Genomic DNA, 26,532 nt, shown 5'->3' with positions numbered 1-26,532 from the left:
TCAGACAAACCTGAGATCTTCAACGTATGTTTTGCAGCAAACACAGTCGCAAAAATCGACTTAACATCATAACATGACCGTCACCCATGTCCCCGAACAAACGTCAACCATCTCTCCGGGACAAACACTCGGGGCTGGGTATCCACCACAAATATCCATGCCCCCCTCGCAATCCGCCAAGGCCTGTTTCAGTGAAATCAGACGTAATGAGGCTTGTCCAGTTTTCTTCAAGAATGTGTTGTCTGCCAGCAAGTCCGCGATTGAGATAGAGATTTCCAATTCTTGCAAGGTCACGCGAAGACATTTTGAACATCGCCGCCCTATGCTCAGACTGCTGAGGATCAAAGGTATAAGACACGGCGGAGCGTTCAAAATCTTGCATTCCGACTGGTTGTGCTATCCCGATATCAAACGCCTCTGCAACCTCGGAGCCTGTTGTATTTTCAAAAACAGTCGTCAGCGCGTTATAGTCCCAGTTGTTGTAAGCCCAGATAGTACCTAGCTGGTTTTCTGTGTGTCCCAAACGCCTGTCGATATCTGCTTGCAGACTACCCGATGCGGCAGCCGGGTGATTAATACCTGAAACACTATGCAGCAAATGACGCACGGTTGTCTGTCGCTGCAACTCCGTCAGCGAAATCGGGGCGTCATCAATTCCCAGCTCCAGAAGTGTGGCATCAGGGTGCAGTTTGTTTGTAGGCGAAGCCAGTTTCTGGCCGAATAGAGCGCTTAGAAGAGGTTTTCTTATAGAATGAATACTGTAGGGTTTTGAAAGATCACCGAAGGCACCAACTCTTTGACCATCGGTGATGATCATGAAGGAATCTGTGCTTAAACTAGCAGCGTAGTTGAAAACTACATCCAACCCTTTTGCATCCCAACCTAAATTCTTTATTTTAGTTGCGTCAAGTTGAATCACGCCCAAACTTCGGGTAGGCCGCGCTTGACGTCCTAGTCCACGTTCTCCGGTCTGTATGAGATAAGTCAGCACGGATGCAGCAATCAATACGAAGGCTAGCACAACTAACAGATAACGGCGATTCATGCTAAGTACACTCCCAAAAATTCAGCCCTTGGAATTCAATTTCCAGCCACCTACAAGACATGTCCCCGTGCTCCAAGGCCTTTAAATGATGCCGACGTTGCAATGAAATCACTTAGGTTGGCACCAGTCACAGTAGCGAGTGTAACATGCTTCTCTTGGTTGATAGCACTGCTAGGAACAAGAAGTACCGTTGGCAATGTGGGCATATGAACTGGAAAGGCAGAGATTTTGCCGTGATCCGTGGCAGGCGTGATGATTTGAGGGGCAACAGCCCATAACTGGAGTGTCGGGCCATCAGCAGACCATCGAGCGGTTCCATCATTGGTTAAGGCGACACCACAGAAGTGATGCAATAGAGCTCTTACGACAATAGTAACTGGATGAACAACGGAAGAGCGGGCCAAATCAGAAGTTGAATGGTAGCTGCTGGGACGCTAAAAGAACGAAATGAACGCAAACTGGCTTGTCACTCCCTTTTTCTTCGATGAACGCGATGAGCGCTTGAAAGAAGCTGTGCCGTTGCCTTTGTCTTACACAACCAATGACTCCGAAGGCGTAGTGGACAGAACACCAGAAAGCTTATCCAAGGTACATCGCCCAATTGCTGATTTCGTATGTTCAGTGGTCAAGCAGAGCAGAGTTCCTGTCTCAATTGCTGGCGATTGTGCTGCAAGCCTGCCGGTCATGGCAGGATTGCAGCGAGCGGGCTTGGAGCCGATACTCGTCTGGCTTGACGCTCATGGAGATTTCAACACTCTCGAGACATCTCCCTCGGGCTTTTTGGGCGGCATGCCATTAGCGATGATGGTTGGACGCGGCGACCTTTTGATTGCTCAGAAATCAGGGCAAACACCAGTCCTAGAAGAAGACGTATGGTTGATTGGTGCTCGCGACCTTGATCCGTTTGAAGAAGTTGCCCTCGGATCATCTCAGATAAATCGTAGATCTTTAGACAGTCTGGACGAGTTAGTATTCGACAGACAGGTCTATCTCCATGTCGACAATGACATTATCGATGCAGAGGACGTACCCGCAAACAATTACCCAGTACCCAACGGCCCCAGTCTCTCTGAGACCATCGAAAAATGCATGACCTTCGCGGCGCGGAACTCAATATGCGCAGTTTCACTTAGCGGATGGAACGGATACCTGGATCACGATGGAAGAACGGGGCGCGCTTGCCAGAAACTGCTTTCTTCTATTGTTTCTGCAGCACGTTGATTGATGCCATCCGAGTGGCGACTTCGTTCTGCAATCCGTTTGTGGAAACGAAATGAACCAGTATTTCTGCCTCGAGCAACGAGATATTTGATATCGACTTTAAGTTGATCTTTTACTTGGATTGAGACTGTCTTAGCTCAAAGTCAAAATCCGCAATGGTCACGCTACTACATGCTAGAAATGTCTAGAAATTTGTCCGGTGGTTTCAACTGGTCGCGGCAACACACTGTGAGAACTTCTCAGCTGGAGTTTGATATTGCAAGGTCTTGCATGGTCGTTCGTTGAGTTGTCTTGCGATTGCATCAAGTTCAGGCCGCGTGTGTACAGATAAGTCAGTGCCACGGGGCAAATACTGCCGCAGCAAGAGGTTCGTGTTTTCGTTTGATCCGCGTTGCCACGGTGAATGTGGGTCGCAGAAGTATACAGCAACATCCGTTACTAATGTCAGGCTTAGATGATCTGCAATCTCCTTGCCTCGATCCTAAGTCAAGGATTTGTATAGCTCTTTGGGTAATTTGTGGGTGTGTTTGATCAACCCGGAAATAACACTGCTCGTGTCTTTGTTGGCAACCTTGATCAACATGACAGAGCGTGTTTGCCGCTCAACAAGAGTGGCGATATAGCTATTCTTGGATCCTCCGATCAGATCGCCTTCCCAATGCCCTGGTATTGCACGGTCTTCTACGCAAGCAGGCCTTTTGCTGATCGAAACAGCATCCTTAATTTGGCCTAGCCTTTTTCGTTTGAGGCTTGCGTGTCTGGACCGGCGTATCGTGCGTTTAGCACGCAGATGGTCCAGCAGTTCTTTCTTCAATACGCCGCAGGCCTGTATGAAAAGGCTTCGATATATCGTCTCGTGGGACACCTGCTTGTTTACGTCTCCTGGAAGGCTACGTTTGAGCCAGCCAGAAATCTGTTCTGGAGACCACTTGCTGCGCAGCTTCACCGATACTGCGTGGCTCAAAGAAGGATGGCAAGCGAGTTTGCATGCCTTGGGCCGCAGAGCGCGGTCCCAGGCGGCCTGATCCGCCGCTGCTGCGCGATAAGCGACCTGACCACCATTTCGCTGCACCTCGCGACTGATCGTAGACGGGCTCCGATTCAACTTGCGGGCTATAGATCGTAAAGAGGCGTTGATGCTGAGACCGCGCGATATTTCCTCACGCTCCTTCAAACTTAGCGCCAGCTTACCACGATGCCGATCGGTAGGGCGAATGCCTCCGGTTGGCGAAATGACAGAAAATACCGAGGAGGAGTTTCGGTCAAACAGGCGGTCAATCGAACTCATCGCCTCTCCCCGCTGCCATCGATCCCAAATCTGTGTTCGTTGTGCGGAAGAATAGTAAATACGGCGGCGATACTTCATGTAGAACACTCCATCTCTATTTAAAGATTAAAGTGTTGCACCCACCGCCAACTGCGGACATTCAAGCAGTTCTATCAAGAGTTGAGGCAGTTTTCGTAGAAGGTGTTAATTAGATGAGGCATCGACATATACAGCGCCTCATCTGTTATCGTTATTACCCGCCAAATCCACGGCCTGATCTGGATCCGAAGCCACCACGGGACGCGATGGAGGTTCTGGTCTGAACTTTGGGTGGTTTTGGGAGTTTTGCCGTCGCTTTTTTAGGAATACGAGCTGAACGATTGCTCGACGACATGTCGAGAAGGTATCCGCTGCTGGTGTAAAAATGGCGTCGATTGCGATCTGGATAAACAGGGCGAACGCGATACTTCCAGTCAGACAAACCTTGCGCAGCATTAGCAATAAAGTATCCAGCCGCGATTGGAACAAAGTAGCTGCTATACGAGGTTCCAGTCCCATGCGCTGGAACACATGCATACCGTCCATGCTGATCTTCACAAAGGCGGTTGGTATTGTAGCGCGGTGCGGAGGCATTGTCTGCATCTTTGGCAACCTTGAAGGCTGCGGTGCATTCATTCACGCTATATTGCTCAGCAGAAACACACTGCTCCTGATCGACAAAAACTTGTCCGTCTGCCTTTTCCTCGAACTTATCACAAGCAGCAAGAGACACCCCAGCTGTTGCCATGATTACGAGTTTTAGAGGTCCTGAACGTTTCATCTGGTTTCCTCCAAGGCTCAATAGGTCATGCAAGCGGCATTCAAAAGTCCGACGCTAATAGAAACGCCACCAAGATGGATACCAATTGCGGTTTCACCCTTTTCAATTCTGCTAGAGACTTGCGGGTAGAACGCTCGGAATACCAAAAATGTGATGATTTGCAGGACACCTGCAACAACACCCCAAACAGCAAAATCAATCAAGCCAACAGAGTTGGCAGCGGCGCTTGCGATAGGAATGGAAAAGCCAAGAACAGTGCCTGTGAGCGAGAGAGAGGCAGCACTATTATTTTCTTTGATAAGTGCCATTTCCTTATGAGGAGTGACAAACTTGTAGATCGCCACGAAAATCACAAGCATCACAACGGCGACAATAAAATAGGCCAGAAAAGGCAGTAAGCCAAATAAGGAATTTTGAAGTTCAGCCAAAATATTCTCCATAAAGATCAAATATGCAATTCGTGTTGTGAAAGACTACGCCCGAGCATAAAGGCCACACTGCGCTCGTTTGTACCTTCCACCTCTTCCATGTTTACCAGTAACATCTCGTCTTTGCCGTCGCTTAGCTCTCGTGCGAACAACATAGCGCTCTGGAAAATTCTACGTCCAGATTTACCAGCACGATCTTCACTCACACTTTCCCAGTACTGCATGGGTTCTTCCGGCTGGTCAGAGCTGTCAAACCATGCCCGCTCGAACAGCACATCGCCCTGAGGGCTGGAGAGTGAAAAGGTTTTTTGGCAGATAGATCGATGGATTTCGCGCCATTGGTGATCTGTACTGGGGTACTGAACATCGTAGTAAGACCACAGCATGATCTCGTCAACACGCTCATCAGTGACGCCATCCCCTCCCTGAATTTGCAAGAGAACGGCGTCGTCATCCGGGTAGAAACGGTGCAAATGTGACTGCTCGCCAAGATCGCAATGGCCTTGCGCAACAATTGAAAACGTCAGCTGTGGCACCTCGATCAAACTGTCCTGAGGCAGCAGCTTAACGGAGATACTGTCAACAGTAACAGCCCTGCCAATGGTGATGCCGAGCACTTCAGGTAATTCATTTTGAACTTTTGATTTACGCCAGAACTTTAGCATCAAGCTTCTCCATTAAACGAGACCATGTCTCCGGCTCAAGACGTTGCTGAGCCACATAATAGACGGTGGTACCGCCCCCCAAATCACGTGGAAATGGCTTGAAAGACACATCATCCGCTCCATTCTGTCCTACAGCAAGCAAAACGGCATTGACCGAAAGAAGTTGCTGTTCAACTTCCGCAGCCAGATACGCCCGTGTCCCTTCAAGAACACCAGAATAAATGGTGGCATTGTGCGTTGCGCTGCTCAGCGCCATGATGACCCGACTTGCGCCTGGATCCTGCGCAGCACGCACAAGCGTTTCCGTTGCACTCGAAACCACTGCTTCCACATGCGCCAGTTTGGTTGCACGACGAGCTGTGTCTCGGTCACCGAAATAGGCAGCAACATGTACGTTGCCGGAAAGCTCTCGGATAGCAAGGCAGGTGTTGAAGGTTTCCGCATCACTCTCGGTATAAACGATGATCTTTTCAGCATACTCCACCGCAGCCCGTTTCAGTGTTTCCAGCGTATCGAGCCGGTCACCGCGCACATAACGAACCCCTTCAGGCACAGTGATATCGGCGGAGGTGGCAAGCAGCACAATCTTGGTGTCGTTGTCTCTGCCTGCAATCAGGTCTGTAATCATGCGCTCGGTACGGTCCCTGTGATACCCGATGATGACTGTGGCACCCGTAAGGCTTTTGAAGTTACCTCTGCCATCGACCATGCGTCTTACCCCTTGAACGAGAGAGCTGGTGAGCTTGCTCAACACAGCCGTGAAAATAAGCAGTGCACCGGGCACAAACCAGAGCGCCGAAATCAGCCGTCCAGCCTCTGTTGCCGGTGACAGATCACCGTAGCCGACGGTTGAGGCCGTGGTGGAGGCAAAGTACAGGAATACGACAGGGTCAGACACCAGATCTGTCTCACCCGCCCACACAAACAGTAACCACGAGATCAGCAGATACGCGCCTATGAGCGAGAACAGCACCCAAAGACGCAGCTCAACAAGGTGCTCATAGAACTTGGAATATATCCGCTGTATAACTGGCACTGATAAAACGTCCTGTCGCCTGTACACCATAGAACGGTCACTGAAGAAACTTGTGGCGAACTATTGAAATTAACCCCGTGAGTAATAGGTAATTATATTGACTTGGTGAATAGGGAAAAGCATTTATTTGTATTAAATAAGTGCATTCTCTGAGCCCACTCAAGACAGTCGGGTGGTAATCTACTAAAGACTCGCATCTTATAAAGCGCTTTGAACCCATACGGTTTTGAATTGGAGAATTTGTAATGGCTCAGTCGGTTAGCCAATGGACGGCCTCAAGTTTGCTGGAAGCGCTGAAGAGCGCAGCAGGCCTTTCAGAGGAAATGGAGTTTGTTGCTGCACCTGAAGCACAGGATGTTTTTGAAGTTCACATGAAGAGCATCGGCGATGTCGTCCTCTTTGTAGTTGTCAGCACTGCACAAATCACCACTACCACCGTGCTCTGGGATCGCGATGAGCTGGAAGATCCGGAAGCGTTTGAATCACTGATGCTGCGCTCTCACCGTACACTCATGCCGCTCAGCGCCCTCTCCATCGAGAAGATTGGCCACCGTGAGTATCATGAGCTGTTCGGCACCATGTCCTCCACCTCTCCGATTTCTGAGATCGTCGGGGAATTCAAAGTAATCGCAGAAAACGCAATCGAACTGGCCCGTGAACTCGGTCCAAAAGCCAGCGCATAATCAGGAGGCATCTATGAGCATCTGGGGCAAACTGTTTTCTGCGGTGAAGGGCCATGCCAACAACGCAGCTGAGAGCATTCAGGATTCCAACTTGATGGTAATTCTGGAACAGGAAATTCGCGAGGCGAAAGACGCCATCGCCAAGGCCAAGGACGAGCGCTCGCGCATGACCGCCAACAGGGTGCTGAAAGAGCGTTCCGTTGCCGAGCTGGAAAGCGAAGTACAGCGCCGTACAGACGCCGCGCGCACCGCAAAATCAACCGGTGATGAAGCACTGGCTGTCGAGATCATTGAGAGCATTCTCAAGCTGAAAGAAAAGTCGATCTCTGAACAGGATCTGGCGGATCAGTACAAATCCACCGAAGAGAAAATGGATGCTTCTATCCGTCAGTCTCAGGATCGTATTGAAAACCTGAACCGAAAGATTGAAAGCGCCAAAGCAACCGAAGCTTTGATCAATGCTCAAAAAGCTTCCTCCACCAGCACAGTGGCCTCCAATGGCAAACTGGCAAGCGCGGTGGACAGCCTTGACCGTCTTGAACAGCGCCAAGCCCACCAGCAGGCTATGCTTGAAGCTGCCGAGCAGGAAGCGCGGGTTGATAGCGGGGCAGACCTTGAAGAGAAGATCAAGCGCCTTGAGCGTCCGGGACAGGGCGACGTGCAAAAACTTCTTGAAGCACTGTAAGAATCTGAGCTGATTTATGAAACGAATATTGTTGCCTGAGCGCTCCGACTGGAAACAACAGGCAGAAACGTTAGGCTTCAATTTTCACAGTATGTACGGCGAACCCTATTGGGATGAAAGCCGTGCATACCAGTTCACACTCAGGCAGATCGAGGACGATCTGGAAGACGTAACAGCAGAGATCTATGGTCTGTGTCTGGAACTCGTCAACAAAGCCGTCCAAAATGAGCAGATGATGCGTGCGCTACAAATTCCAGAGAAATACTGGGACTGGATCGCGCAATCATGGAAGAACTCCGAGCCAGCGCTCTACGGGCGGTTTGACTTTGTCTACGATGGCAACGGTCCTGCAAAGATGCTGGAGTTCAACGCCGATACACCAACCTCTTTGTATGAGACAGGCTTCTTCCAGTGGAACTGGTTGGAAGACCAGCTCTCCCGCGGCGGGATCCCGCAGCAAGCCGATCAGTTTAACTCACTTCAGGACAAGCTGATCAGCCGCCTCTCAAAGATTCTAGAAGCTGGAGACCACCTGCACCTGTCCTGCGTGACGGATGCCATTGAAGACCGCGCAACCGTGCGCTACTTGCAAGACTGCGCACGTCAGGCAGGTCTCCAGGACCATTTTGTCTATATCGAAGATATTGGCGTAGATGAGCAATTCCAGTTCGCGGATCAAGAAGAGTACGTGATCGAAAACCTCTTCAAGCTCTATCCCTATGAAGACATGTTCCGTGAGTCTTACGGGCCTATCCTGCCCAAAACCAACATGCGCCTCATCGAACCTCCCTGGAAGGCCATTTTGTCCAACAAGGCCATGCTCCCACTGTTTTGGGAAATGTTCAAAGGCCACCCCAACCTGTTGCCATCCTATTTTGAGCAGGATGAAGACAAGAGCGATCTCACCGACCGCTATGTACGAAAACCCATCTTCAGCCGAGAAGGGGCTAACGTCTCCATTATGGAGGGAGCGCAAGTCACCGAGGAAGCGCAAGGCCCATACGGTGTTGAGGGCTTCATCCAGCAAGCCTATTGCCCAGTCCCGCAATACGGTGAAGACTTCACGGTAATCGGATCCTGGGTCATTGGTGACGAGCCCGCAGGCATCGGCATCCGCGAAGACCGCTCCCAGATTACAAAAGATCTATCAAGGTTTGTGCCACACTATATTTGCGATTAACGCTTAATTGAGGCACCTTAACTTTTTCATACTGTTTGCCTGCTGCGAACGACAGTTAGTCAGTATCGCGCTTGTCAACTCATGGGAACAGATGATCTACCACTGCTTTCACAGGAAATTTAAGGAGATCGTCTTGAAGTTGAAGTCAAACATTGGCTGCGACTGCCGAGGAACAGCACCAATGGCAGCTTTTGGTCACGAGCGACTTGCCGCTTCTGCGAAGCTTTGTATTCCAATCAACGTCAGCAAAGGGCTCTTCAGTTTGAGCTTTTATTAGTTCCCCCGCAAAGAAGGCATGCCTGAGGGAAGACCTCAGGCGATTTCTTCTGCGTAGAATGGGAGGTGTTTGCGGAGGCGGATGTAGGTGATTTCGCATTTGAGGTCTTCGTCGAACTTGGTGGCCTCGCGTACGTCCTCGTATCTCATGTGGTGATAGAGGCCCAGAGCGCGTTCGTTCTGGATGAGGACCGAGATTTCTGCGGTGTGGTAGCCACGGGCGGCGATGCGGCGTTCCGCTTCTTCTGCCAATGCGGTGCCCAGTCCGCTGCTCTCGTAGTCCGGGTCAATCCAGAGATCGGTGATGAAGTTGTCGGCATGTTCTGTTGCTGCGAAGCCGAGCACGCGATCTTCTTTGACTGCCACCACAATCTGATCCAGACAGGCGCTTGCAAAATCGGTGAAGGAGGCTTTGCTCATGGTGTCGTGAGCAACCTGTGGCACGTGGGGGCCGATGCCCCGTTTCCATGAGGCGAGACCGACCTCTCCGATCTGCGGGATATCTTTTGAGCGAGCACTACGAATTTCAAAGGACTTCATCAGACTGATCCACCTCTCTGCGGGCCTTTCAACATCTCTCGCAAGTCTCGCTTAAGGATCTTGCCATAATTGTTCTTGGGCAACTGATCCATGGCGACGTATTGCTTCGGACGCTTGAAACGCGCGATGTTATCAATGCACAGCTGATCCAGCTCTGCAAAAGCGACGGTCTTTCCCTTCTCTGGCGAGATGATTGCCACCACCTCTTCGCCCCACTCTTCATGGAACCGACCGACAACTGCGACTTCAGATACATCCGGATGCAGCAGAAGGATCTCTTCCACTTCGCGAGGATAGATATTGGACCCGCCCGAGATAATCATATCCTTCGAGCGGTCGTGCATGGTGAGGAACCCATCCTCATCCAGCGCACCCATGTCGCCTGTTTTCAACCAACCATCGACAATCGTGGAAGCGGTTGCTTCCTCATTGTGCCAGTAGCCTAGCATGACCGCCGAACCAGACACGACAATCTCGCCAATCTCACCGACGGGCAGGTCTTTCATGTCCTCTCCTACCACACGGACATTCGAGACGACTTGAGCTACCCCAACTGATTTCAATCTTTCTTCCCAACGGGGATGTTTTCTGTCGCAGACCTGCTCTCGGCTGAGGACCGTGATACCCATTGGGCATTCGCCCTGCCCGTAGATCTGTGCGAAGCGTGGGCCGAGAACGTCAACGGCTTCAACGATATCAGCAAAATACATTGGTCCGCCAGCATAGATGATGGTGTCCAGCCCCTCGCCCGTTGCGCCTGTGGTTTTGGCCACTTCCACCAGCCTGTGTACCATTGTGGGTGCCGCAAACATGGCGATCCTGCCGATCTGTGGGGCGATCTCCAGAATCTCTGCAGCGTCAAACCCACCAGAGACCGGACAAACGTGGCGACCACCAGCCACAATGTGCATGAAACTGTAGATTCCCGCTCCGTGGGACATGGGAGCTGCGTAAAGCGTGGCGTCTTCGTGCGTTGGTGTGCCAATGCCTGCATAATACCCGAGCATCATGCTCTGGATGTTTTGCGAGGACATCATCACCCCTTTAGGGCGGCCTGTTGTGCCGGAGGTGTAAAACAGCCAGACCATGTCCTGCGCATCAATGGGCACCGGCTGCGCCAAAGGCTCTGCGGTGAGCATCTGTTTGTAGCTGTCCTGATCTACCGAGATAACCTTGGTTTTGGACTGGTCGATTTCCCTGATCAGATCCTCACCCACATCATCAGAGATGAAGACGGTGGTGGCTTCCGCGTTCTCGATGATCCATGCCGCTTCTTTGGGATGCAACTTGGCATTGATCGGGATTGCAGCAGCACCGGACCACCAGATGCCGTAGCTCGCTTCCAGATACTCCGTGCGGTTCTTCATGAAGATGGCAACGCGGTCGCCCTTGGCTACACCGTAATTGTTTTGCAGTGCCCCTGCGATGGCTGCGGAGCGCGCGCCGAACTCGCCATAGGTAGCTACGAGCTGCGTTCCGTTAAAGAGCGCAGGTGCGTCCGGTGTTATTCTGGCTGTACGGGTCAGCCACTCTGCCAGGTTCATTCGGTCTCCCCCTCAAATCAGATTACTTTCCTCAAAAGCAATCCTGCTGCCGCCGTCTCATCGCCTTGCAGTTCATGACGATAACGCACTGTTCACTCACGTATTGTTATTGGTCTGGGAGCGTCGTGGTGACGAAATTTGGTTGGCAGCTTCACTCAAACTTTAAGATGCGCATACTATAGTTTTTTGCAAGTCTGGGTATACGCCTCTTGTTTAACGCAATTTCCAAGTTTACGCTGCGGCTTTCTGCACTTTACATTTCTTTGCTGCACAGAACATCCCATGTTCTGCATAAATTCAACTAGTGGTTTTATAAGGACGCTTGTGATGAACCTTCAAAAAGCTGGCGGAATAGCATCTCTTATTGAAGCGGCCACCTACATCATTGGCTTTGCTCTTTTAACGACTTTACTGGCAGACGCTGGCTTTGGCGAAGACGGCAGTGATGCGAACCTGCTGGCATTCATCGTTTCCAATCAGAGCCTTATGTATCTCTGGAATTTCATCATCTACATCGTCAATGCAGTGTTTCTGGTAGTGCTGGTGATTGCGCTGCATGACCGGCTGAAAGCTGCAACACCGGGGCTCTCTCAGGTCGCCGCTGCTTTCGGGTTGATCTGGGCGGGTCTGATTTTGGCCAGTGGCATGCTAGCCAACATTTCTCTGGCAGAAGTTTCAGCGCTCTATGCACTGGACCATGACGAAGCACTGGTGATGTGGGCAACCCTGAACAATGTGCAGGAAGGCATTGGCGGCGGCAATGAGATCACCGGTGGCCTGTGGGTGTTGCTGCTGTGCTGGGCGGGTCTGCGCGGTTCCAGCCTCTCCAAAGGCCTTGGCTGGCTTGGCATCATCGTAGGATTGGCCGGAATTGCAACGGTTATTCCGGGTATGAGCGACTTGGGCGGCATCATCTTCGGGCTTGGGTTCATTCTCTGGTTCACCTGGACAGGCGTGTATCTGCTCAGACATGGTGAAGCTTCTGCGTAAAAAATTATTCCCCTACAGCCTGAAGAAACGGTCTGCGAATAGGTCTTAGTTGCATTTGTAACAGGTAACACTTACCTGTGATGGATATTCATTTGATTATTGCAGAGGCATTTATGGGAAAAATCAGTAGAAGAGCATTTCTTCTTGGTGGCGCAGCATTTGCAGGTGCTGCCGGGTATCATTTTCTTTCACCCTCCCCTCGGTCCTATGGCGGCGCACTCCCAGAAGATCCGCAAAATGAAGTAGCTGACACTATTTTGAGTGACGCTGGCGAACTTACTCAAGTAACTGTCAAAAAGCACGAGACCTTCTCCGGCCTTTCCAGCGATGCGCTGCGCACAGAGCTGTCAGCGCAATTGAAGCAGGCGGCCGACGAAAATCACCCTGCGATGGCGAGTGTTGCCCGCCATTCAATGGGTGGACAGTCTCTGCCAACCAATGGGGCTGCCCTTTCATTGCATGGCGGGACCATTGAGCTTCACCCAGAGCGCAAAACTTACACCGTTTCAGGTGGCGTGCGGTGGTATGAAGTAATCACAAAACTGGACGCAAATGGCTTTTCACCTGCTGTGATGCAGTCCAACAATGACTTTGGCGTGGCCAGCACATTTTCCGTTAATGCTCACGGCTGGCCAGTTCCGTTTTCCGGGTGCGGGTCAACGGTTCGGTCTTTGGAAATGGTGCTTGCAGATGGTCAGACACGGCGCTGCAGCCCATCTGAGAACAGTGAGCTGTTCAACGCTGCCATGGGTGGTTACGGGCTCTTTGGCATCATCACCGAACTGGAGCTGGAGATGGTTCCAAACAGTCGGTTGCTTCCCGAGTTCATCGAATTGCCCTCTGCCGAATATGGTTTGCGCATGCAAGAGGTGCTCACGGAAGATCCGTCCATCCAGATGGCCTATGGCCGCATGAACATTGATATTGATCGCTTCTTTGAAGATTCATTACTGATTGTCTATCGCCCGGATGAAGATCAGTCAGACCTGCCTGCGGCAAGTGGTTCTGGCTTTATCAGCAAGGCCTCCCGGCATATTTTCCGAGGTCAGCTGCATTCCGAGTCAATCAAGAGGATGCGCTGGGATATTGAAACTGGCATTGGCGCCTCATTAGGCAGTGGTCCCGTTACTCGCAATAGCTTGCTCAATGAGCCGGTTATTACGCTGGATGATAAAGACCCCAACAGAACGGATATCTTGCACGAATACTTTGTTGAACCTGCACGGTTTGCGGAGTTTATAAAGGCTTGTCAGGATGTCATTCCTTCCTCCTATCAGGAATTGCTCAACATCACCCTGCGCTACGTTCGCAAAGACACGCAGAGTGTATTGCCTTTTGCCCCAACAGACCGGATTGCGGCTGTAATGCTTTTCTCTCAGGAAAAGTCGAAGCGCGGCGAAGCGGATATGGCAAGGATGACCCGCGCCCTTATCGAGCGCACACTGGCAATTGGCGGAACCTATTATCTGCCTTACCGCCTGCACGCAACGCAGGACCAGTTTGAGCGTGCCTACCCTGACCACCAAAGATTCATCGCGCTGAAGCAGAAATATGACCCTCAGATGAGGTTCACCAATCAACTTTGGGATACGTACATGTCTGCGAAGGAGCCTTTGAATGTATAGAAAAATTGCATTTGCTTATGCCTTGATCCTTTTCGCTGTTACAGCTCTCAATTACATTCCAGGCATTCCTGATGAGAATGGGTATGTTTTCGGCATATTTGCATTGGATCTGTTTGATGACAGCCTTCATGCAGCAAGTGCCACATGGGCTCTTGTTGCTGCTCTGATTTCACAAAATGCATCGCGAATATTCCTACGCTACTTCGGCGCTCTGTATTTAGCGGATGCTGTGTTCGGGCTTCTGACGGGGTCTGGTTATCTGGATTTTGCGATCTTTACGATCGGGTTCCAATCTTTCCCGCTCGGCCTGAAAATTCTTGCGAACCTGCCACACTTTGCACTCGGCGGTTTCGCTCTGGCAGCAAGCTTTTGGGGACGTGAGAAGTTTGTAAGGGAGAGCCAACGTGAAGCTTCTTAAACGGCTCTCCATCGGCGTTTTATGTTTGGTTCTGGTCATTGGTGTTGGTGCTGCAGCGCCCATTCTATACGTGGAGCAGGCCTGCACGTCACCACAAGTTGCCGATAACTACCAGAGTCTACTGGAGCCTGCTCACAGGCGCGAGGAAGCCCGCAGTTTTCTGACTTACCCGGAATGGCACATTGTTTATGCTTATGAGGACTATGCCGCCACACTCGCAAACGGCATGCCGCACGATTTCAACTATCTGAATGCCATTGGCAGCTTCTGGTCCAGTTTGTGTGCGCTGAAGAGTGAAGCGGATACGCGGGGGGCGGCTCAGTTTGACACCAAAGCCACCATCTACACCATCGGGGTTAGCTTCTCCTTCGAGATGCTGATGAAAGCGGCCTATGAAGAGACTTTGGGCAGGCTGGCAGCAGCGACCAGCACGAACAATGCGTCGTTGCAGGACCAGCTTGAGTACAGCGTTTCAGCAGACTATGCCAAATTCCTCCACCAGACACCCTGGTATAGGTTTGACTTCGAAGGCGCGCGTCAAAAACTCAACGCCGCAACAACCGATGATGGCGTACGGAGTTGGGAACGGTGGTTTGCATTGAATCTGGAGTGGTGGGCAAAGGCGCAGTACGCCAAAGCCATAGCGGCTGCGGTGGACACGATTGGTCATGATGAATTGACCATGCAGTCCGTCATCAGCAGTCCGGGTAGCCAAGATGTTCTTTCAGAGTATGATCTAGCGGTGGTTAAACAGCTTGATGATAAACTCATTATTCAGACGCCCCGGTATCGCAAGTTCACTGAGCTTGTGCTTCGCCTTTCGCAAGACGGCGTCATGTTCCACGAGATTGCTGGCAACGATGACATTTTAATGTCTGCGCTTACTGGAGGTTCCGCAAAAAAACCGAGTTTGTCAGCGGCTTCCATCCTGTCTGAAACCGATAGGAATACGGGCAATCAGCAGAGATTGCTGATAGAATCAAAGGTTCCAGCTCTATCGCGGACACTTCAGGAACTGGCGCAGCAAGGCGTCATTGTTGAGCACATTTACGATTACTAGCGGAACTCTGGTTTGCACAAGTCAAAGCAAATAGCTCTTATCCTCGTTCTCATCGGATTGGCATGGGGCGCCATCGGGCTCGCCGTGCCAATCCTTGGCAATGCAGATGAAGTGGCTGTGCCCTTTCCGCAAAACCTACAGATGGAACTGCTTCCGGCTTCAGTCAGGATTCTGAGTTACGACGATAAGATCGCGGTGTTTGCGAGTGAAGAACCACAGCTTGCCTCCCACCTTTACGAGGCTGGCGCCTGGGCGGTACTTCCCTCTTCAAACGGCAGCTGTATTAATCTCTCAGAGATTTCTAAACCAAATCGCAAGCGCCCTCCCCCTGCCAACGCAGGACTCTCAGGCAACTGATTGGATTGTTGGTAAATTAGTCAGCGTAACAGTTCTCAGATTGCAAACTTATGCTTACGCTACAATTTACCGAATTAAATTTTCAGGAAAAAATGGCTGGGGTGGTAGGATTCGAACCTACGGTACACGATACCAAAAACCGTTGCCTTACCACTTGGCTACACCCCATCGCTGTGTGTGGGGCGGGTTATAGCTTTATGATTTGGAATAGGCAACCACTCAATTTCTTTTTGCTGTGAGAAACTTACAAGTGTTCCACAGGTGAGCATAAAAGCGGATTGTGTGAGTGCTGGAACTGGCCTGTTGCCTCGAGCTATTGCCTTTGTAAATTCTTATCTGAAAACCGCTTATCTCTTTTTCTTGGAGCGTTGAAACCTCCCAGAATTCTGCCGTTTTGAGGGTTTCACCTGTCAGACAGCACTAAGAGGTCGGGTCAGGTTCACCGTTTCCTTTTGGCAATTCCTCCGCTTTATCATCGGGTTGTGGCAGTTTGGAACGATCTTGTGCGATGAGCATGTAGACGTTGGGGACAACGAACAAGGTGAAGAGTGTTCCGATGGAAAGACCAGTCGCAATTACCAGTCCCATGTTGAAACGAGAGGCTGCGCCTGCTCCGCTTGCCAGCACCAGCGGGATCACTCCAAGCACCATGGCGGCGGTGGTCATCAGGATGGCGCGCAGGCGGATTTGCAGGGCGCCAATCACAGCTTCACGTTTGGATGCACCCTGATTTTCCTGAAGTTCGCGGGCAACCTCTACAATCAAAATGCCGTGCTTGGAGATCAGGCCCATAAGCGTGATGATGCCAACCTGCGTGTAGATGTTAATGCTGGCGCCGCCCAACCCGATGTTGATGAAGAACAGAGCCCCTGCGATGGACATAGGGACCGAGATGAGAATGATGATCGGGTCGCGGAAGCTTTCGAACTGAGCTGCAAGCGTCAGGAAGATGATGAGCAAGGCAAAGGCAAAAGTAACGACAAAACCGCTGCTTTCCTGCTCAAACTGGCGCGACTGTTGAGCATAGTCGACATCATAACTTTCTGGCAGTTCTTCTGCTGCAATTTGTTGCAGGACTTGCAAGGCCTCGGCCAAAGGCACGCCAAAACTGGGCACGCCGGAGAGTGTCATGGAGTTTAGCTGCTGGAAGTGCGGGATGAACTCTGGCGTAACCTCCATATCCAACGTTGCAACGCTGGAGAGCGGCACGATTGTACTGCGCGGGGCATTGCTGCTTGTGTTCGTTCCTGATGCTCCTGCTGCCGACGCACTGGCGGCAGAGCTGGGTGACGAGGTTCCGCTTTGCGCCGCACTGCTGACAGCTGCACTGCTTGGAGATGCAGAGCTGTTTGGCACCCGAATATAGGTATCCAACAGTTGTTCCGGATTGAGGCGATCATACTGAATGATTTGCGGGATGACCCTGTAAGAGCGGCCATCAAAATCGAAGTAGTTGATGTAACCACCACTCATGAGCGCTGTGAGGGATTGTCCTACATCCTGCAAGGTGAGGCCTAGCTCGGCAACGCGGTCACGGTCGATGTTGATTTTGCCCTGCGGTTTATCGATCTTCAGATCCTTATCAATGAAGATAAACTTGCCGGTGGCCTGTGCCTTTTCCAGTATTTGAGATCCAACGACATTGAGTTTGTCGACGGGTTGGGTGGTTTTGATGACAAACTGCACAGGCAAGCCGCTGCTGCCCGGTAAGGGTGGGTTTTGGAACATCACGGTTTTGAAGCCTGCCACACCCTCCATTGGGGGCTGCATGGCGTATTGCAGCTCAGTGGCGGTCCTGGTGCGCTCATCCCATGGAGTGAGCAGCACGCCTGAGAGTACGCTGGAAGAGAGAACCAGCTGGAACACGCCTTCAACCTCAGAATATTTCTGGGCGATGCGATAGATCTCTTCTGTGTAGAGCATCTTCTGCTGCAAGGTGGCCGAAGGCGCTGGTGTTGACTGGGCCAGAACAAGGCCCTGATCTTCCTGCGGTGCCAACTCTTGCTGCGAGGTGGAATAGAGCACTGGGATACTGGAGAGGATCAGAAAGGCAAAGGTGAGCACGACCAGTCTGTTGTCCAGTGAGGCTTCCAAGGCGCGCAAGTAGCGTTTGCGGAACCGGTCGTAGATATCATCAACCGTGCGGGTCATGGCATCATCCCAGCCTGAGGTCTCCTGTGATCTCGCTTTCAGGATCTTGGAGCTCATCATGGGTGTCAAAGTGAGCGCTACAATGGCTGAAATGGTCACCGAACCAACCACTGTGAAGGCGAATTCTGTAAACAGGGCTCCCGTCAAACCGCCCTGAAAGCCAATGGGGGCATACACTGCTACAAGCACGACCGTCATCGCGAGAATGGGTCTGCCGAGATCTTGTCCGGCCTGAATAGCAGCCTGAAACGGGGTACTGCCTTCCGAGATGTGTCGTTCCACGTCCTCCACCACGATAATTGCATCATCCACCACGAGGCCGATGGCGAGCACCAGGGCCAAGAGTGTGAGCAGATTGATGGAGTAGCCCAAAACCAGCATGATGAAGAAGGTGCCTATGAGCGATAGCGGGATCGCGATGATGGGAATGGCCACCGTGCGCAGGGAGCCGATGAAGAGGAAGACCACGAAGGTTACGATCACTAATGCTTCAAGAAGGGCGCTGATTACCTCATCAATTGCGGCGTTGATAAAGAGACCGGAGTCGTAGACAATCCGTGCTTCCAGTCCCGGGGGCATTCCATTTTGGATTTTGGGCACGACCTGACGTACTTGGTCCAACATGGCAAGCACGTTTGCGGCTGGCGCGGCCTGCACCCCAATATACACGGCCACCTTGCCGGAATAGAGCACAGCCAGATTATAATCTTCTGACCCCAGCTCCACTCTGCCCACATCACGCAGGCGAATGATCGCACCATCACTTTCTGCCACAGCAAGCTGACGGAAATCTTCAACATCTGTCAGATTGGTGTTGGCAGTGAGTTCCACCTGCACCATCTGGCCCTTGGTGTTGCCTACGCCGGAGATAAAGTCATTGCGGGCCAGAGCATTTGCGATGTCTGTGCCAGTGAGGCCATAGGCAGCCAGTTTATCCGGATACAGCCAGGCGCGGATTGCAAAGCGTTTTTCGCCAATAAGTTCGGCGGTTTGAACTCCGTTGATCGCCTGTATTTGAGGCTGAACAACACGGACGATGTAGTCCGTGAGCTGGTTACGGTCGATCACGTCGGATGTGAAACCGATGTACATAGCATCGATGGTCTCACCGATTTGAATTGTGAGTACCGGGTTCTGCGTTTCCTGCGGCAGCTGGTCCAGCACCGAACTGATGTGAGTGTTGATCTCCGTAAGGGCTTTGTCCGCGTCGTAATTGAGCACCAGATTGACTGTGATGGTACTGACCGTGCTGGCACTGGTCGAGGTCATGTAGTCGATGCCGTTGGCCTGCGCGATTGCTTCTTCCAGCGGGGTGGTGATGAAGCCCGCGACAGTCTCAGCGCTGGCGCCGAACAAGGTGGTTGAAATGGTGATGACAGCGTTTTCCGTCTTTGGATACTCCAACACCGGTAGTAAGAAGATTGCGCGCAAGCCCAGCGCCAAAATCATCAGGCTGATGGTGGAGGCCAGAACGGGGCGACGAACATAAATTTCTGTGAAACTGTTCATGGCCCACCTATTGCTCTACGGGTTTCGGGTCAGGGTCATTGAGTGGCAGCACTGAGTTGTCGATGACGACCTTGGAGCCATTGCGGAGCTTGAGCTGCCCTGCACTCACTACGAGTTCATCCACCTTAAGACCTTTTGAAATCACGATCTGGTCACCTCGTTTTGCACCGACCTCGATGAAGCGCTGCTTGGCAGTGTAGACAGGTTTATCCATGTGCTTTTCGTCGGTCTTAGTCAGCACATAAACGTTGACCCCATAGGAGTTGTAGGTGATTGCCGTTTGCGGCACTGTGACCTGCTCTTTTGGCGCAGATATCACTGTTTGCACATCGACGAACATGCCCGGGATCAGTTCTTTATTCGGATTTGCAAAGCGACCACGTACTCTGGCGTTGCCGTTGTTGATGTCAACCTGCGCATCTATGGCAACCACTTTGCCTTTGATGGACTTTCCCGGATAGGTATCAGCCGAGACCTCAATTTCCTGAGCGCGCTTGATGGTGCCCAGAAAGCGCTGGGGGATGTAAAAATCAACGAAGAGATCATCAAGCTGCTGAAGGTTGACGTAGGGCTGGGCCACATTGAGATACTGGCCAACGCTAACCTGGCGGATGCCCAAACGGCCTGAGAATGGAGCACGGATGTTTTTCTTGGCAATGATCGCAAGCTGGTCTTGCACTTGTCCCTGAAAGTCTCTCAGGCTCGACCAGTCGGAATCGATCTGCTGTTTGCTGACGGCGTTGACTTTGTATTGCTTCAGGTCTCTGTCCAGTGTTTGACGCGCCAGAGTTTCCTGAGCCTGTAAGGACTTTAGTTGCGCAATCTCCTGTGTGGTATCCAACTCAATCAGCAGCGCGCCTTTCTGGACGTCCTCACCAGATGCGAAGTTGATATGGGTCACCGTACCGGGAAGTTCAGGCGACAAATCAGTACCCATGATTGCTACAAGCGTGCCAACTGCCGAGACTTTTTCGGTCCAGAGTTGTTTGGTGGATTTGTAGGAGGAGACGGTCTCGATCTTGTTTTGCAGACCTGACACGACCTTCCCAAGTATTCTGGATTTGTAGAGCTGAAATCCGTAGAGCCCACCAAACGCTATACCGACGCAAATCAGCATAATGATCATGTGTTTTTTGGTGTTGGGCTTTTTGCGTTCATTCATGGCTGGTTCACCGGCTGAATCTGTTTGCGATTGAACGGCGGGACAGCCGAGATGATGGTCAGAGGTCTTCCATCCCTTATTGGTGCGGCATTGGGACGGTTCCACCACCCTCCGCCGAGCGCAAAGAACAGTGCGACAGTGTCTGTGAAACGTGCGGCTTGTGCCTGCACCAGATTTATCTTCGCTTGCTGATAGGTTTGGACTGCAAGCAGCAGTGTTGTGAGATCGATAGCGCCTAAATTGTACTGTTGCTGGGTCAGGCGCAGGCTCTTTCTGGCAGAGCGTTCGGCTGCAAGACTGGCCTTCAGGGCGCGGGCATCATTCTTCAAAGCGCTGACCGCATTGGAGGTGTCGCCAAATGCGGTCAGCACAACCTCGCGATAATTAGCGGCAGAGGACTCGAACGCTGCAACCGCAGCTTTACGCTGACTGTTGAGCGCTCCAGCATCAAACACGGTTTGAGCTACGGATGTTGTTATTTGCCAGGCACCCGTTCCGGAGAAGAACAGACGGTTGAACACGTCGGAGTCGTTGCCCACGTTGCCGGTAATCTGGAAGCTTGGGAGCTGGTTGGCTAATGCAACACCGATGTTGGCACTGGCTTGCCAGAGTTGCGCCTCAGCAGAGCGGATGTCTGGCCTTCGCGCTACGAGCTGCGAAGGCAAGCTTAGCGGCAGTTTTCTTGGCAGTTTCAGATCAGAGAGATCAAACTCCTTCACGATGTCCTGGGTGGGGTAGAAGCCGCCCAACGTTTTGATCTGATTTTTCTGCACCACCAATTGTTGCTGGAGTGGTGGCAAAGTCGCCTTGGTTTGCTCAAGCGTTGCCAGTTGTTGCAGGACCTGACTTTCATCCACGCCGCCTAACCTGAACTGTGCTTGGAGAATGGAGAGTTGCCGCTGTTGTGCCTTGATTATCTCTTCAGTTGCGCGGATCTGACCTCTGAGTGAGGCTTCCAAAATGACGGCATTCAACAGGTTGGATGTGAGCGTCAGGTGTGCTGCCTCGACCTGAAACTGCGAGTACTGAATGTTAGCGACCTGAGATTCAATGTTCCGGCGTGTGCCCCCCCAAACATCAAGTGTATAGGAGATGGCCAATGACAAGCTGTAGGTCGTGAAGAAAGGGTTCAGGTTCGCAACAATCTCACTTGCTCCGCCGCCACCTATGGGGAACTTCTGTCTGTTACGGCTTGCATTGCCAGTGACGGTTGGGTAGAGCCCAGCACCAGCCACATAGGCATTTTCCTGTGCCTGTCTGAGATTGGCTTCTGCCTGCGCAATTGTGGGACTGTTGGCGACGGCAAGGCTGACATACGTGTTGAGGGCATTTGACTCAAACAACTCCCACCATTCGCCTGGCAGATCTCTTTGGGTAGAGAAGGATTGAGAGGCTCCGCCTTGTATGTCTGCGGACACAGTTGCTCCGGGATCATTGCGGGTAAACTTGGCTTCTGGTGAGAGCTCTGGCCTTTTGAAATCCGGGCCTACCATGCAGGCTGACAGCAGGAAGAACAGCATAAGAGAGGAACGCCGACGCACCGTAGGCGCAGGAGAACTCCTCGTCTTGCTACAAAAACCGAACCAGACACTCAACAGTGGTGCTCCAATGACCTGTATCTATTGTTAGCGGAGAACGAAGCTGTACGCACACTCAAACACTGGCCAAGAACACGGCTGACCTTATGGTACTTGATGCAGATTTTGCAGGTCAAACACGCTTGTGGTCTGTGCCGGGTTATCCCACGTTAATGACGTGAGGCACCCTATTTTACCTAGTTATATTAACTAGTTAGGCTGAAAATTCCATGGAGGTCACTCTTAGTGCAGATCTGTGACACGCTCAGAAATCATGGAGAGGAGCAGTTTCTCATAGGCATCAATTGCACGTTCCTGAGAGAAATCACGTGCTCTGGTGGCCAAAGTGTCGTCAGATCTGTCGCATTTCACTGCGGCGAGGATCGCTTCTGATAGTTTGTCCGCATCACCTGATGGAACGAGCCAGCCATTGCGGACATCGCTGAGCACTTCGCGGGCACCAGCGCCACTGTCGAGCGCTATGATGGGTGTTCCCAGGGCCATTGCACGCACCAACTCGCCGGACACGCTGTCTTGTTGAGATGTTGAGACATACACATTGGCTGCTCTAAGGAACCTCTCCGGTTTGACGACTTCGCCCGGCATGGTGACGATATCATCGAGTGCCAGATTGGATGCCAGCAGCTGGAGTTCTTCCTGCTCCTCTCCCTTACCCAACAGATACGCCCGCAGATTATCCTTGTAACGGCTGAGTGCCATGGCGCGGAGGAGTTGGTGATGGGCATTGCGACTGGACGGGGCCCCGACGCTTATCACCTTGCTGGTGCCGTGCGTTTCGAACCACTCCTCTTTAATCGGCTCTGCTGCCGTTTCAAACACATTCATTTCGACAAGAGGATTGTAGATGACACTGATCTTTTCTTTGGGCACCTGCTCGCAAAGATCAACGACATGTTCGATAGACTTGAGCGTACAGATCACCCGCTCTGCTTCACTGTAAATCAGCGGCACTGCTATGGTGGCTGCGCTCTTTTGGGTTTTCAGTGCGAGACGATCTGAAATGTTAACCGACGAATGGAGCGTGATCGCCACAGGCACCTTCAAACGCGAGCGTGTCTTGACCGCGGACAGACAAGCTATGTTACTGCCTGTGCCGTGAGAGAGAATGATATCCGGCTTCTCTTTCTCGACCAGTCTGGCAACCCCTGCTGCTGCGGCTGCAGCTCTGGCCTTTTCCAGAAAGACCGGCGTAATTCGCGGTGAGTAGTGGGAAAGGTCTCTTGGTTTGCCCGTCAGAGTGATCAGAGTGATGTTGTGTTGACGCGCAGCAAGGCCGTTGGAGACCACCTCGGTGATCTCAGTAATGTCTTCATCAAGGAAGCTTTCCTGTACTATAAAGAGCTTCATGACGCGCCCCCGGCCCACCGGTCGAACAGATGCGCCTCCAGACACTCGAAAATCTGGTTTTAAGAGCACGCACCGAAGCTCAATCTAGAAATCTACGGTGTTGTTCTCAATCTGGTTGATTTGATACCCAATTATCTCCCAATGCATTTATCAGGGTAATTCTCTACTTGGCACCCTATCTCCTGTGTATCTGGATCTGTCTGCACAAGCTTAGTGGTTTTAGTGGTTTCTACCGTGAGTATGAAAAAGAATCACATTGTTGCAGCACAATGCTTTTTTCTGCGTCCCAGTGTTGATTTACCCTTTAAAAATTAGGTACTCCCGCCTATTGTGCGCGGCAGCAAATTCAGTTCAAACGTGTAGATTAAGCCTCTTATGAACACCAAGGCCAACTATGTGCTCACCCTTTCCTGCGGAGACAGAAAAGGGATCGTGGCAGCGGTTGCAAACTCAATCGCTTCTCAAAACTGCAACATCTGTGAAAGCGCTCAGTACGGCGATGCAGAGACAGATCGCTTTTTTATGCGCATCTCTTTCAACGCACCGGACGGGATGATCAAAGAACAGTTTGAAGAGGGCTTTGGCCCTGTTGCAACCGGCTATGGTTTTGACTGGAAGGTGCATGATCTTTCCAAGAAACCTCGTGTTCTGGTGCTGGTCTCACAGATGGGGCACTGTCTGAACGACCTGCTCTACCGCAACTCCACTGGACAGCTGCCGATGGATCTTGTGACGGTTGCTTCCAACCACACTAAGTATCAGTCCCGCGTTGAGCATGAGCAGATTGCCTTTCACTATCTGCCAGTGACCAAAGAGACCAAAGCGGAACAGGAAGTCCAGATTGTTGATTTGGTAGAGCGCGAAAACATCGATCTGGTGGTGCTCGCGCGTTACATGCAGATTCTCTCCAATGAGCTCTGTGAGAAGCTTGCAGGCAAGGTGATCAATATCCACCACTCTTTCCTGCCAAGTTTTATAGGTGCAAAACCGTATCACCGGGCCCATGCACGCGGCGTCAAGATGGTTGGTGCCACCGCGCACTATGTGACCGCAGACCTTGACGAAGGACCAATCATCGAGCAAGACGTGAGCCGGGTTGAACACTTCCATTCGGTGAACGAACTCATCGCCCAGGGGCGTGATACGGAAAGTCAGGTTCTTGCTCGTGCTGTCCGCTATCATCTGGAGCACCGAATTCTCCTTAACGGTGACCGTACCGTGATCTTTAAATAGGACTTGCCATGAGTGAGGCTCTTATTATCGACGGCAAAGCCATTGCTGCATCTGTAACCGACGAGATTGCTGCGCGTGCTGCACGGCTTGAATCTGAGACAGGTATCAAGCCGGGGCTGGCTGTTGTGATTGTGGGTGAAGACCCTGCCAGTCAGGTTTATGTACGCAACAAGGGCCGAACCGCGAAAGCATGTGGTTTCAACTCCGTCACGCACACACTTTTAGCTGATGTGAGTGAGGAAGAGCTTCTGGCTCTCGTGTCATCATTGAACGAGGATGAAACCATTCACGGTATTCTGGTTCAGCTGCCTCTGCCAAAGCACATCAGTGAGAATAAGGTTCTTGACCTTATCAAGCCTGAGAAAGACGTTGATGGGTTTCACCCGATCAATGTTGGTCTATTGGGCAGCGGCAATACGGACCGCGCGCTTGTGCCATGCACTCCTGCGGGCAGCGTGCTGCTGGCAAAGAAAGCGCTTGGCGATAACCTTTCCGGCAAAACGGCTGTGATCGTCGGGCGTTCCAACATTGTGGGCAAGCCGATTGCTCAATTGCTGTTGCAAGAGCATTGCACCGTGACGATTGCGCATTCCCGCACAAAAGATCTGCCCGATGTGGTTCGTTCTGCAGACATCGTTATTGCTGCAGTGGGGCGTCCGCAGATGATCAAGGGTGATTGGCTGAAGCCGGGCGCAACTGTCATTGACGTGGGCATCAACCGCATTCCTGCACCTGAAAAGGGCGAAGGCAAGACCCGTCTGGTGGGTGATGTGGCATTTGATGAAGCCCTCGGCCATACAGCTGCCATCACACCTGTTCCACGTGGTGTGGGACCTATGACCATCGCGATGTTGATGAGCAATACTCTGACTGCTGCACGCCGCCTGATGGGACTGGACGAAGAGCCACCGCTCTTTGAGGCCCTGAACAGTTAGAGCATTGCGCCAGCCAGACAAACATTCTCTGTTTTCAGGCGCGCTTGTTCAGCTGAAATAGATTTATTGATAAGGCTCCGAAACATCTTCGGGGCCTTTCTTATTTGTAGTGATGTTTAAGTTCAGAATGCGACTGTGCTTTGCAGCAGTTTGTTTTATTTGCATTCTCCCGGCCCAATGTTCCTTTCAGCACATCGCAGGTACTGGTGACTCGCTAGCTTCCTCTCAAGCACCGGTATTGAGGGCATACATGATGCAAAACGTGGACCGTATCGTCCCAGTTATTCGCGAGACGCTTGGTCTGCCAGAGTTGATGTTTGATGAGGCCGGGCATGTGGCACTTCTTTTTGAAGGCAGCTTTTCTGGTGTGATGAGCCGCATTGACGGCAACAATCTGGAATTCAGTTTTTATCTGCCGGACCTGGACATCAACCAGCCTCACATCCTGAAAGCAATGCTTGCTGCAAACTGCCTTGGCACATCAACCGCAGCGGGACGTCTGGCCATTGATGAGGACAAGATGCAGGCGCTTTATTGCGAGCGTTGGAGCCTTTTTGATGTGCACGCCGATACGATTCCAGAGCGGCTGATTGATGTGGTTTCGACAGCCGCCTTTTGGCTTACTGAAGGCACAAACACCTTACTTCAGAATGACTTCGTATAAACGCGTAATGCCGATTTTGAGTGCTGAAAAGAACAGAGTAGCCACCAGAGAAATACTAGTCTGACCTTAACAGCAGGAAATGTTTAAGCAGCA

The 26,532-nt window shown here is 51.6% G+C and carries 24 protein-coding genes, 1 tRNA gene and 1 pseudogene; 13 read left to right on the top strand and 13 right to left on the bottom strand.

What is annotated here, in order from left to right:
- Positions 1 to 103 precede the first annotated feature (103 nt).
- Positions 104 to 1,045 carry a serine hydrolase gene (locus PsAD26_RS06275; protein WP_063309714.1) on the bottom strand — a complete coding sequence of 314 codons (942 nt, stop codon included), beginning with the start codon at positions 1,043 to 1,045 and terminating at the stop codon, positions 104 to 106.
- Positions 1,046 to 1,492: 447 nt separating this feature from the next.
- On the opposite strand from PsAD26_RS06275, the gene PsAD26_RS06270 reads away from it, so the two are divergent.
- Positions 1,493 to 2,266 carry an arginase family protein gene (locus tag PsAD26_RS06270; protein ID WP_063309713.1) on the top strand — a complete coding sequence of 258 codons (774 nt, stop codon included), beginning with the start codon at positions 1,493 to 1,495 and terminating at the stop codon, positions 2,264 to 2,266.
- A gap of 205 nt (positions 2,267 to 2,471) precedes the next feature.
- On the opposite strand, the pseudogene PsAD26_RS06265 reads toward PsAD26_RS06270, so the two are convergent.
- From PsAD26_RS06265 to PsAD26_RS06245, 5 genes and pseudogenes are all read right to left on the bottom strand, one after another.
- Positions 2,472 to 3,632, bottom strand: a pseudogene (locus PsAD26_RS06265) (IS30 family transposase).
- A gap of 154 nt (positions 3,633 to 3,786) precedes the next feature.
- Entirely contained in the window at positions 3,787 to 4,353 is a 567-nt protein-coding gene (locus PsAD26_RS06260) for a DUF1190 domain-containing protein (protein WP_084403594.1), read from the bottom strand.
- A 17-nt stretch (positions 4,354 to 4,370) separates the two neighbouring features.
- A complete protein-coding gene (locus PsAD26_RS06255) occupies positions 4,371 to 4,793 on the bottom strand; it encodes a DUF350 domain-containing protein (protein ID WP_063298146.1) in 423 nt (140 codons plus the stop codon).
- 5 nt (positions 4,794 to 4,798) lie between these two features.
- Positions 4,799 to 5,446 (bottom strand): DUF2491 family protein, encoded by a 648-nt coding sequence (locus PsAD26_RS06250; protein WP_063309711.1) that lies wholly within the window; start codon positions 5,444 to 5,446, stop codon positions 4,799 to 4,801.
- The gene (locus PsAD26_RS06245; RefSeq protein WP_063309710.1) at positions 5,427 to 6,482 is read right to left on the bottom strand and encodes an ion channel; all 1,056 of its coding nucleotides are present in this window, start codon (positions 6,480 to 6,482) and stop codon (positions 5,427 to 5,429) included. The genes PsAD26_RS06250 and PsAD26_RS06245 overlap by 20 nt, the downstream gene beginning before the upstream one ends.
- A 245-nt stretch (positions 6,483 to 6,727) precedes the next feature.
- On the opposite strand from PsAD26_RS06245, the gene PsAD26_RS06240 reads away from it, so the two are divergent.
- The 4 genes from PsAD26_RS06240 (at position 6,728) to PsAD26_RS29635 (ending at position 9,307) form a co-directional block, all read left to right on the top strand.
- Positions 6,728 to 7,165 (top strand): DUF2170 family protein, encoded by a 438-nt coding sequence (locus tag PsAD26_RS06240; protein ID WP_084403593.1) that lies wholly within the window; start codon positions 6,728 to 6,730, stop codon positions 7,163 to 7,165.
- 13 nt (positions 7,166 to 7,178) lie between these two features.
- Positions 7,179 to 7,850 carry a PspA/IM30 family protein gene (locus PsAD26_RS06235; RefSeq protein WP_063309709.1) on the top strand — a complete coding sequence of 224 codons (672 nt, stop codon included), beginning with the start codon at positions 7,179 to 7,181 and terminating at the stop codon, positions 7,848 to 7,850.
- Positions 7,851 to 7,866: 16 nt separating this feature from the next.
- The gene (locus PsAD26_RS06230; protein WP_063309708.1) at positions 7,867 to 9,030 is read left to right on the top strand and encodes a glutathionylspermidine synthase family protein; all 1,164 of its coding nucleotides are present in this window, start codon (positions 7,867 to 7,869) and stop codon (positions 9,028 to 9,030) included.
- A 133-nt stretch (positions 9,031 to 9,163) separates the two neighbouring features.
- Positions 9,164 to 9,307, top strand: coding sequence for a hypothetical protein (locus PsAD26_RS29635; RefSeq protein ID WP_193758262.1), 144 nt, complete (start codon positions 9,164 to 9,166; stop codon positions 9,305 to 9,307).
- A 35-nt stretch (positions 9,308 to 9,342) separates the two neighbouring features.
- Here the strand turns inward: PsAD26_RS29635 and PsAD26_RS06225 are convergent, their stop codons facing one another.
- Complete coding sequence (locus PsAD26_RS06225; RefSeq protein WP_057464785.1) at positions 9,343 to 9,846, bottom strand: GNAT family N-acetyltransferase; 504 nt, start codon at positions 9,844 to 9,846, stop codon at positions 9,343 to 9,345.
- The gene (locus PsAD26_RS06220; protein WP_063309707.1) at positions 9,846 to 11,390 is read right to left on the bottom strand and encodes an AMP-binding protein; all 1,545 of its coding nucleotides are present in this window, start codon (positions 11,388 to 11,390) and stop codon (positions 9,846 to 9,848) included. The genes PsAD26_RS06225 and PsAD26_RS06220 overlap by 1 nt, the downstream gene beginning before the upstream one ends.
- A 327-nt stretch (positions 11,391 to 11,717) precedes the next feature.
- Between PsAD26_RS06220 and PsAD26_RS06215 the strand changes: the two genes are divergently transcribed.
- From PsAD26_RS06215 to PsAD26_RS06195, 5 genes are all read left to right on the top strand, one after another.
- Positions 11,718 to 12,380, top strand: a complete 663-nt coding sequence (locus PsAD26_RS06215) for a DUF4386 family protein (RefSeq protein WP_063309706.1) — start codon at positions 11,718 to 11,720, stop codon at positions 12,378 to 12,380.
- Between the two features lie 113 nt (positions 12,381 to 12,493).
- Positions 12,494 to 14,005, top strand: coding sequence for an FAD-binding oxidoreductase (locus PsAD26_RS06210; protein ID WP_063309722.1), 1,512 nt, complete (start codon positions 12,494 to 12,496; stop codon positions 14,003 to 14,005).
- Positions 13,998 to 14,423 (top strand): DUF4383 domain-containing protein, encoded by a 426-nt coding sequence (locus PsAD26_RS06205; RefSeq protein WP_063309705.1) that lies wholly within the window; start codon positions 13,998 to 14,000, stop codon positions 14,421 to 14,423. Before PsAD26_RS06210 ends, PsAD26_RS06205 begins: the two co-directional genes overlap by 8 nt.
- Positions 14,410 to 15,483, top strand: a complete 1,074-nt coding sequence (locus tag PsAD26_RS06200; RefSeq protein ID WP_063309704.1) for a hypothetical protein — start codon at positions 14,410 to 14,412, stop codon at positions 15,481 to 15,483. The genes PsAD26_RS06205 and PsAD26_RS06200 overlap by 14 nt, the downstream gene beginning before the upstream one ends.
- A gap of 12 nt (positions 15,484 to 15,495) precedes the next feature.
- A complete protein-coding gene (locus PsAD26_RS06195; protein WP_063309703.1) occupies positions 15,496 to 15,840 on the top strand; it encodes a hypothetical protein in 345 nt (114 codons plus the stop codon).
- Positions 15,841 to 15,933: 93 nt separating this feature from the next.
- Here the strand turns inward: PsAD26_RS06195 and PsAD26_RS06190 are convergent.
- The 5 genes from PsAD26_RS06190 to PsAD26_RS06170 form a co-directional block, all read right to left on the bottom strand.
- Positions 15,934 to 16,008: transfer RNA gene (locus PsAD26_RS06190), tRNA-Gln, on the bottom strand.
- 252 nt (positions 16,009 to 16,260) lie between these two features.
- Positions 16,261 to 19,500, bottom strand: a complete 3,240-nt coding sequence (locus tag PsAD26_RS06185; RefSeq protein WP_063309702.1) for an efflux RND transporter permease subunit — start codon at positions 19,498 to 19,500, stop codon at positions 16,261 to 16,263.
- Positions 19,501 to 19,507: 7 nt separating this feature from the next.
- The gene (locus PsAD26_RS06180) at positions 19,508 to 20,662 is read right to left on the bottom strand and encodes an efflux RND transporter periplasmic adaptor subunit (RefSeq protein WP_063295311.1); all 1,155 of its coding nucleotides are present in this window, start codon (positions 20,660 to 20,662) and stop codon (positions 19,508 to 19,510) included.
- Positions 20,659 to 22,203: an efflux transporter outer membrane subunit gene (locus PsAD26_RS06175; protein ID WP_208985536.1), complete on the bottom strand. Its 1,545-nt coding sequence runs from the start codon at positions 22,201 to 22,203 to the stop codon at positions 20,659 to 20,661. The genes PsAD26_RS06180 and PsAD26_RS06175 overlap by 4 nt, the downstream gene beginning before the upstream one ends.
- A 279-nt stretch (positions 22,204 to 22,482) precedes the next feature.
- Entirely contained in the window at positions 22,483 to 23,607 is a 1,125-nt protein-coding gene (locus PsAD26_RS06170) for a glycosyltransferase (RefSeq protein ID WP_063295310.1), read from the bottom strand.
- A gap of 375 nt (positions 23,608 to 23,982) precedes the next feature.
- On the opposite strand from PsAD26_RS06170, the gene purU reads away from it, so the two are divergent.
- The 3 genes from purU to PsAD26_RS06155 all read left to right on the top strand — a co-directional run bounded on the left by purU (position 23,983) and on the right by PsAD26_RS06155 (position 26,439).
- A complete protein-coding gene (purU, locus tag PsAD26_RS06165) occupies positions 23,983 to 24,840 on the top strand; it encodes a formyltetrahydrofolate deformylase (RefSeq protein WP_063301367.1) in 858 nt (285 codons plus the stop codon).
- Between the two features lie 8 nt (positions 24,841 to 24,848).
- Complete coding sequence (locus tag PsAD26_RS06160) at positions 24,849 to 25,775, top strand: bifunctional methylenetetrahydrofolate dehydrogenase/methenyltetrahydrofolate cyclohydrolase (RefSeq protein WP_063309701.1); 927 nt, start codon at positions 24,849 to 24,851, stop codon at positions 25,773 to 25,775.
- Between the two features lie 250 nt (positions 25,776 to 26,025).
- Complete coding sequence (locus PsAD26_RS06155) at positions 26,026 to 26,439, top strand: type III secretion system chaperone (protein ID WP_208860224.1); 414 nt, start codon at positions 26,026 to 26,028, stop codon at positions 26,437 to 26,439.
- Positions 26,440 to 26,532: the final 93 nt, after the last annotated feature.

The organism is Pseudovibrio sp. Ad26 (genome assembly GCF_001623285.1).
Taxonomy (GTDB): Bacteria; Pseudomonadota; Alphaproteobacteria; order Rhizobiales; family Stappiaceae; genus Pseudovibrio; species Pseudovibrio ascidiaceicola.
The sequence above is the reverse complement of the archived record's forward strand: the minus strand, read 5'-3'. Positions and strand labels throughout refer to the sequence as shown.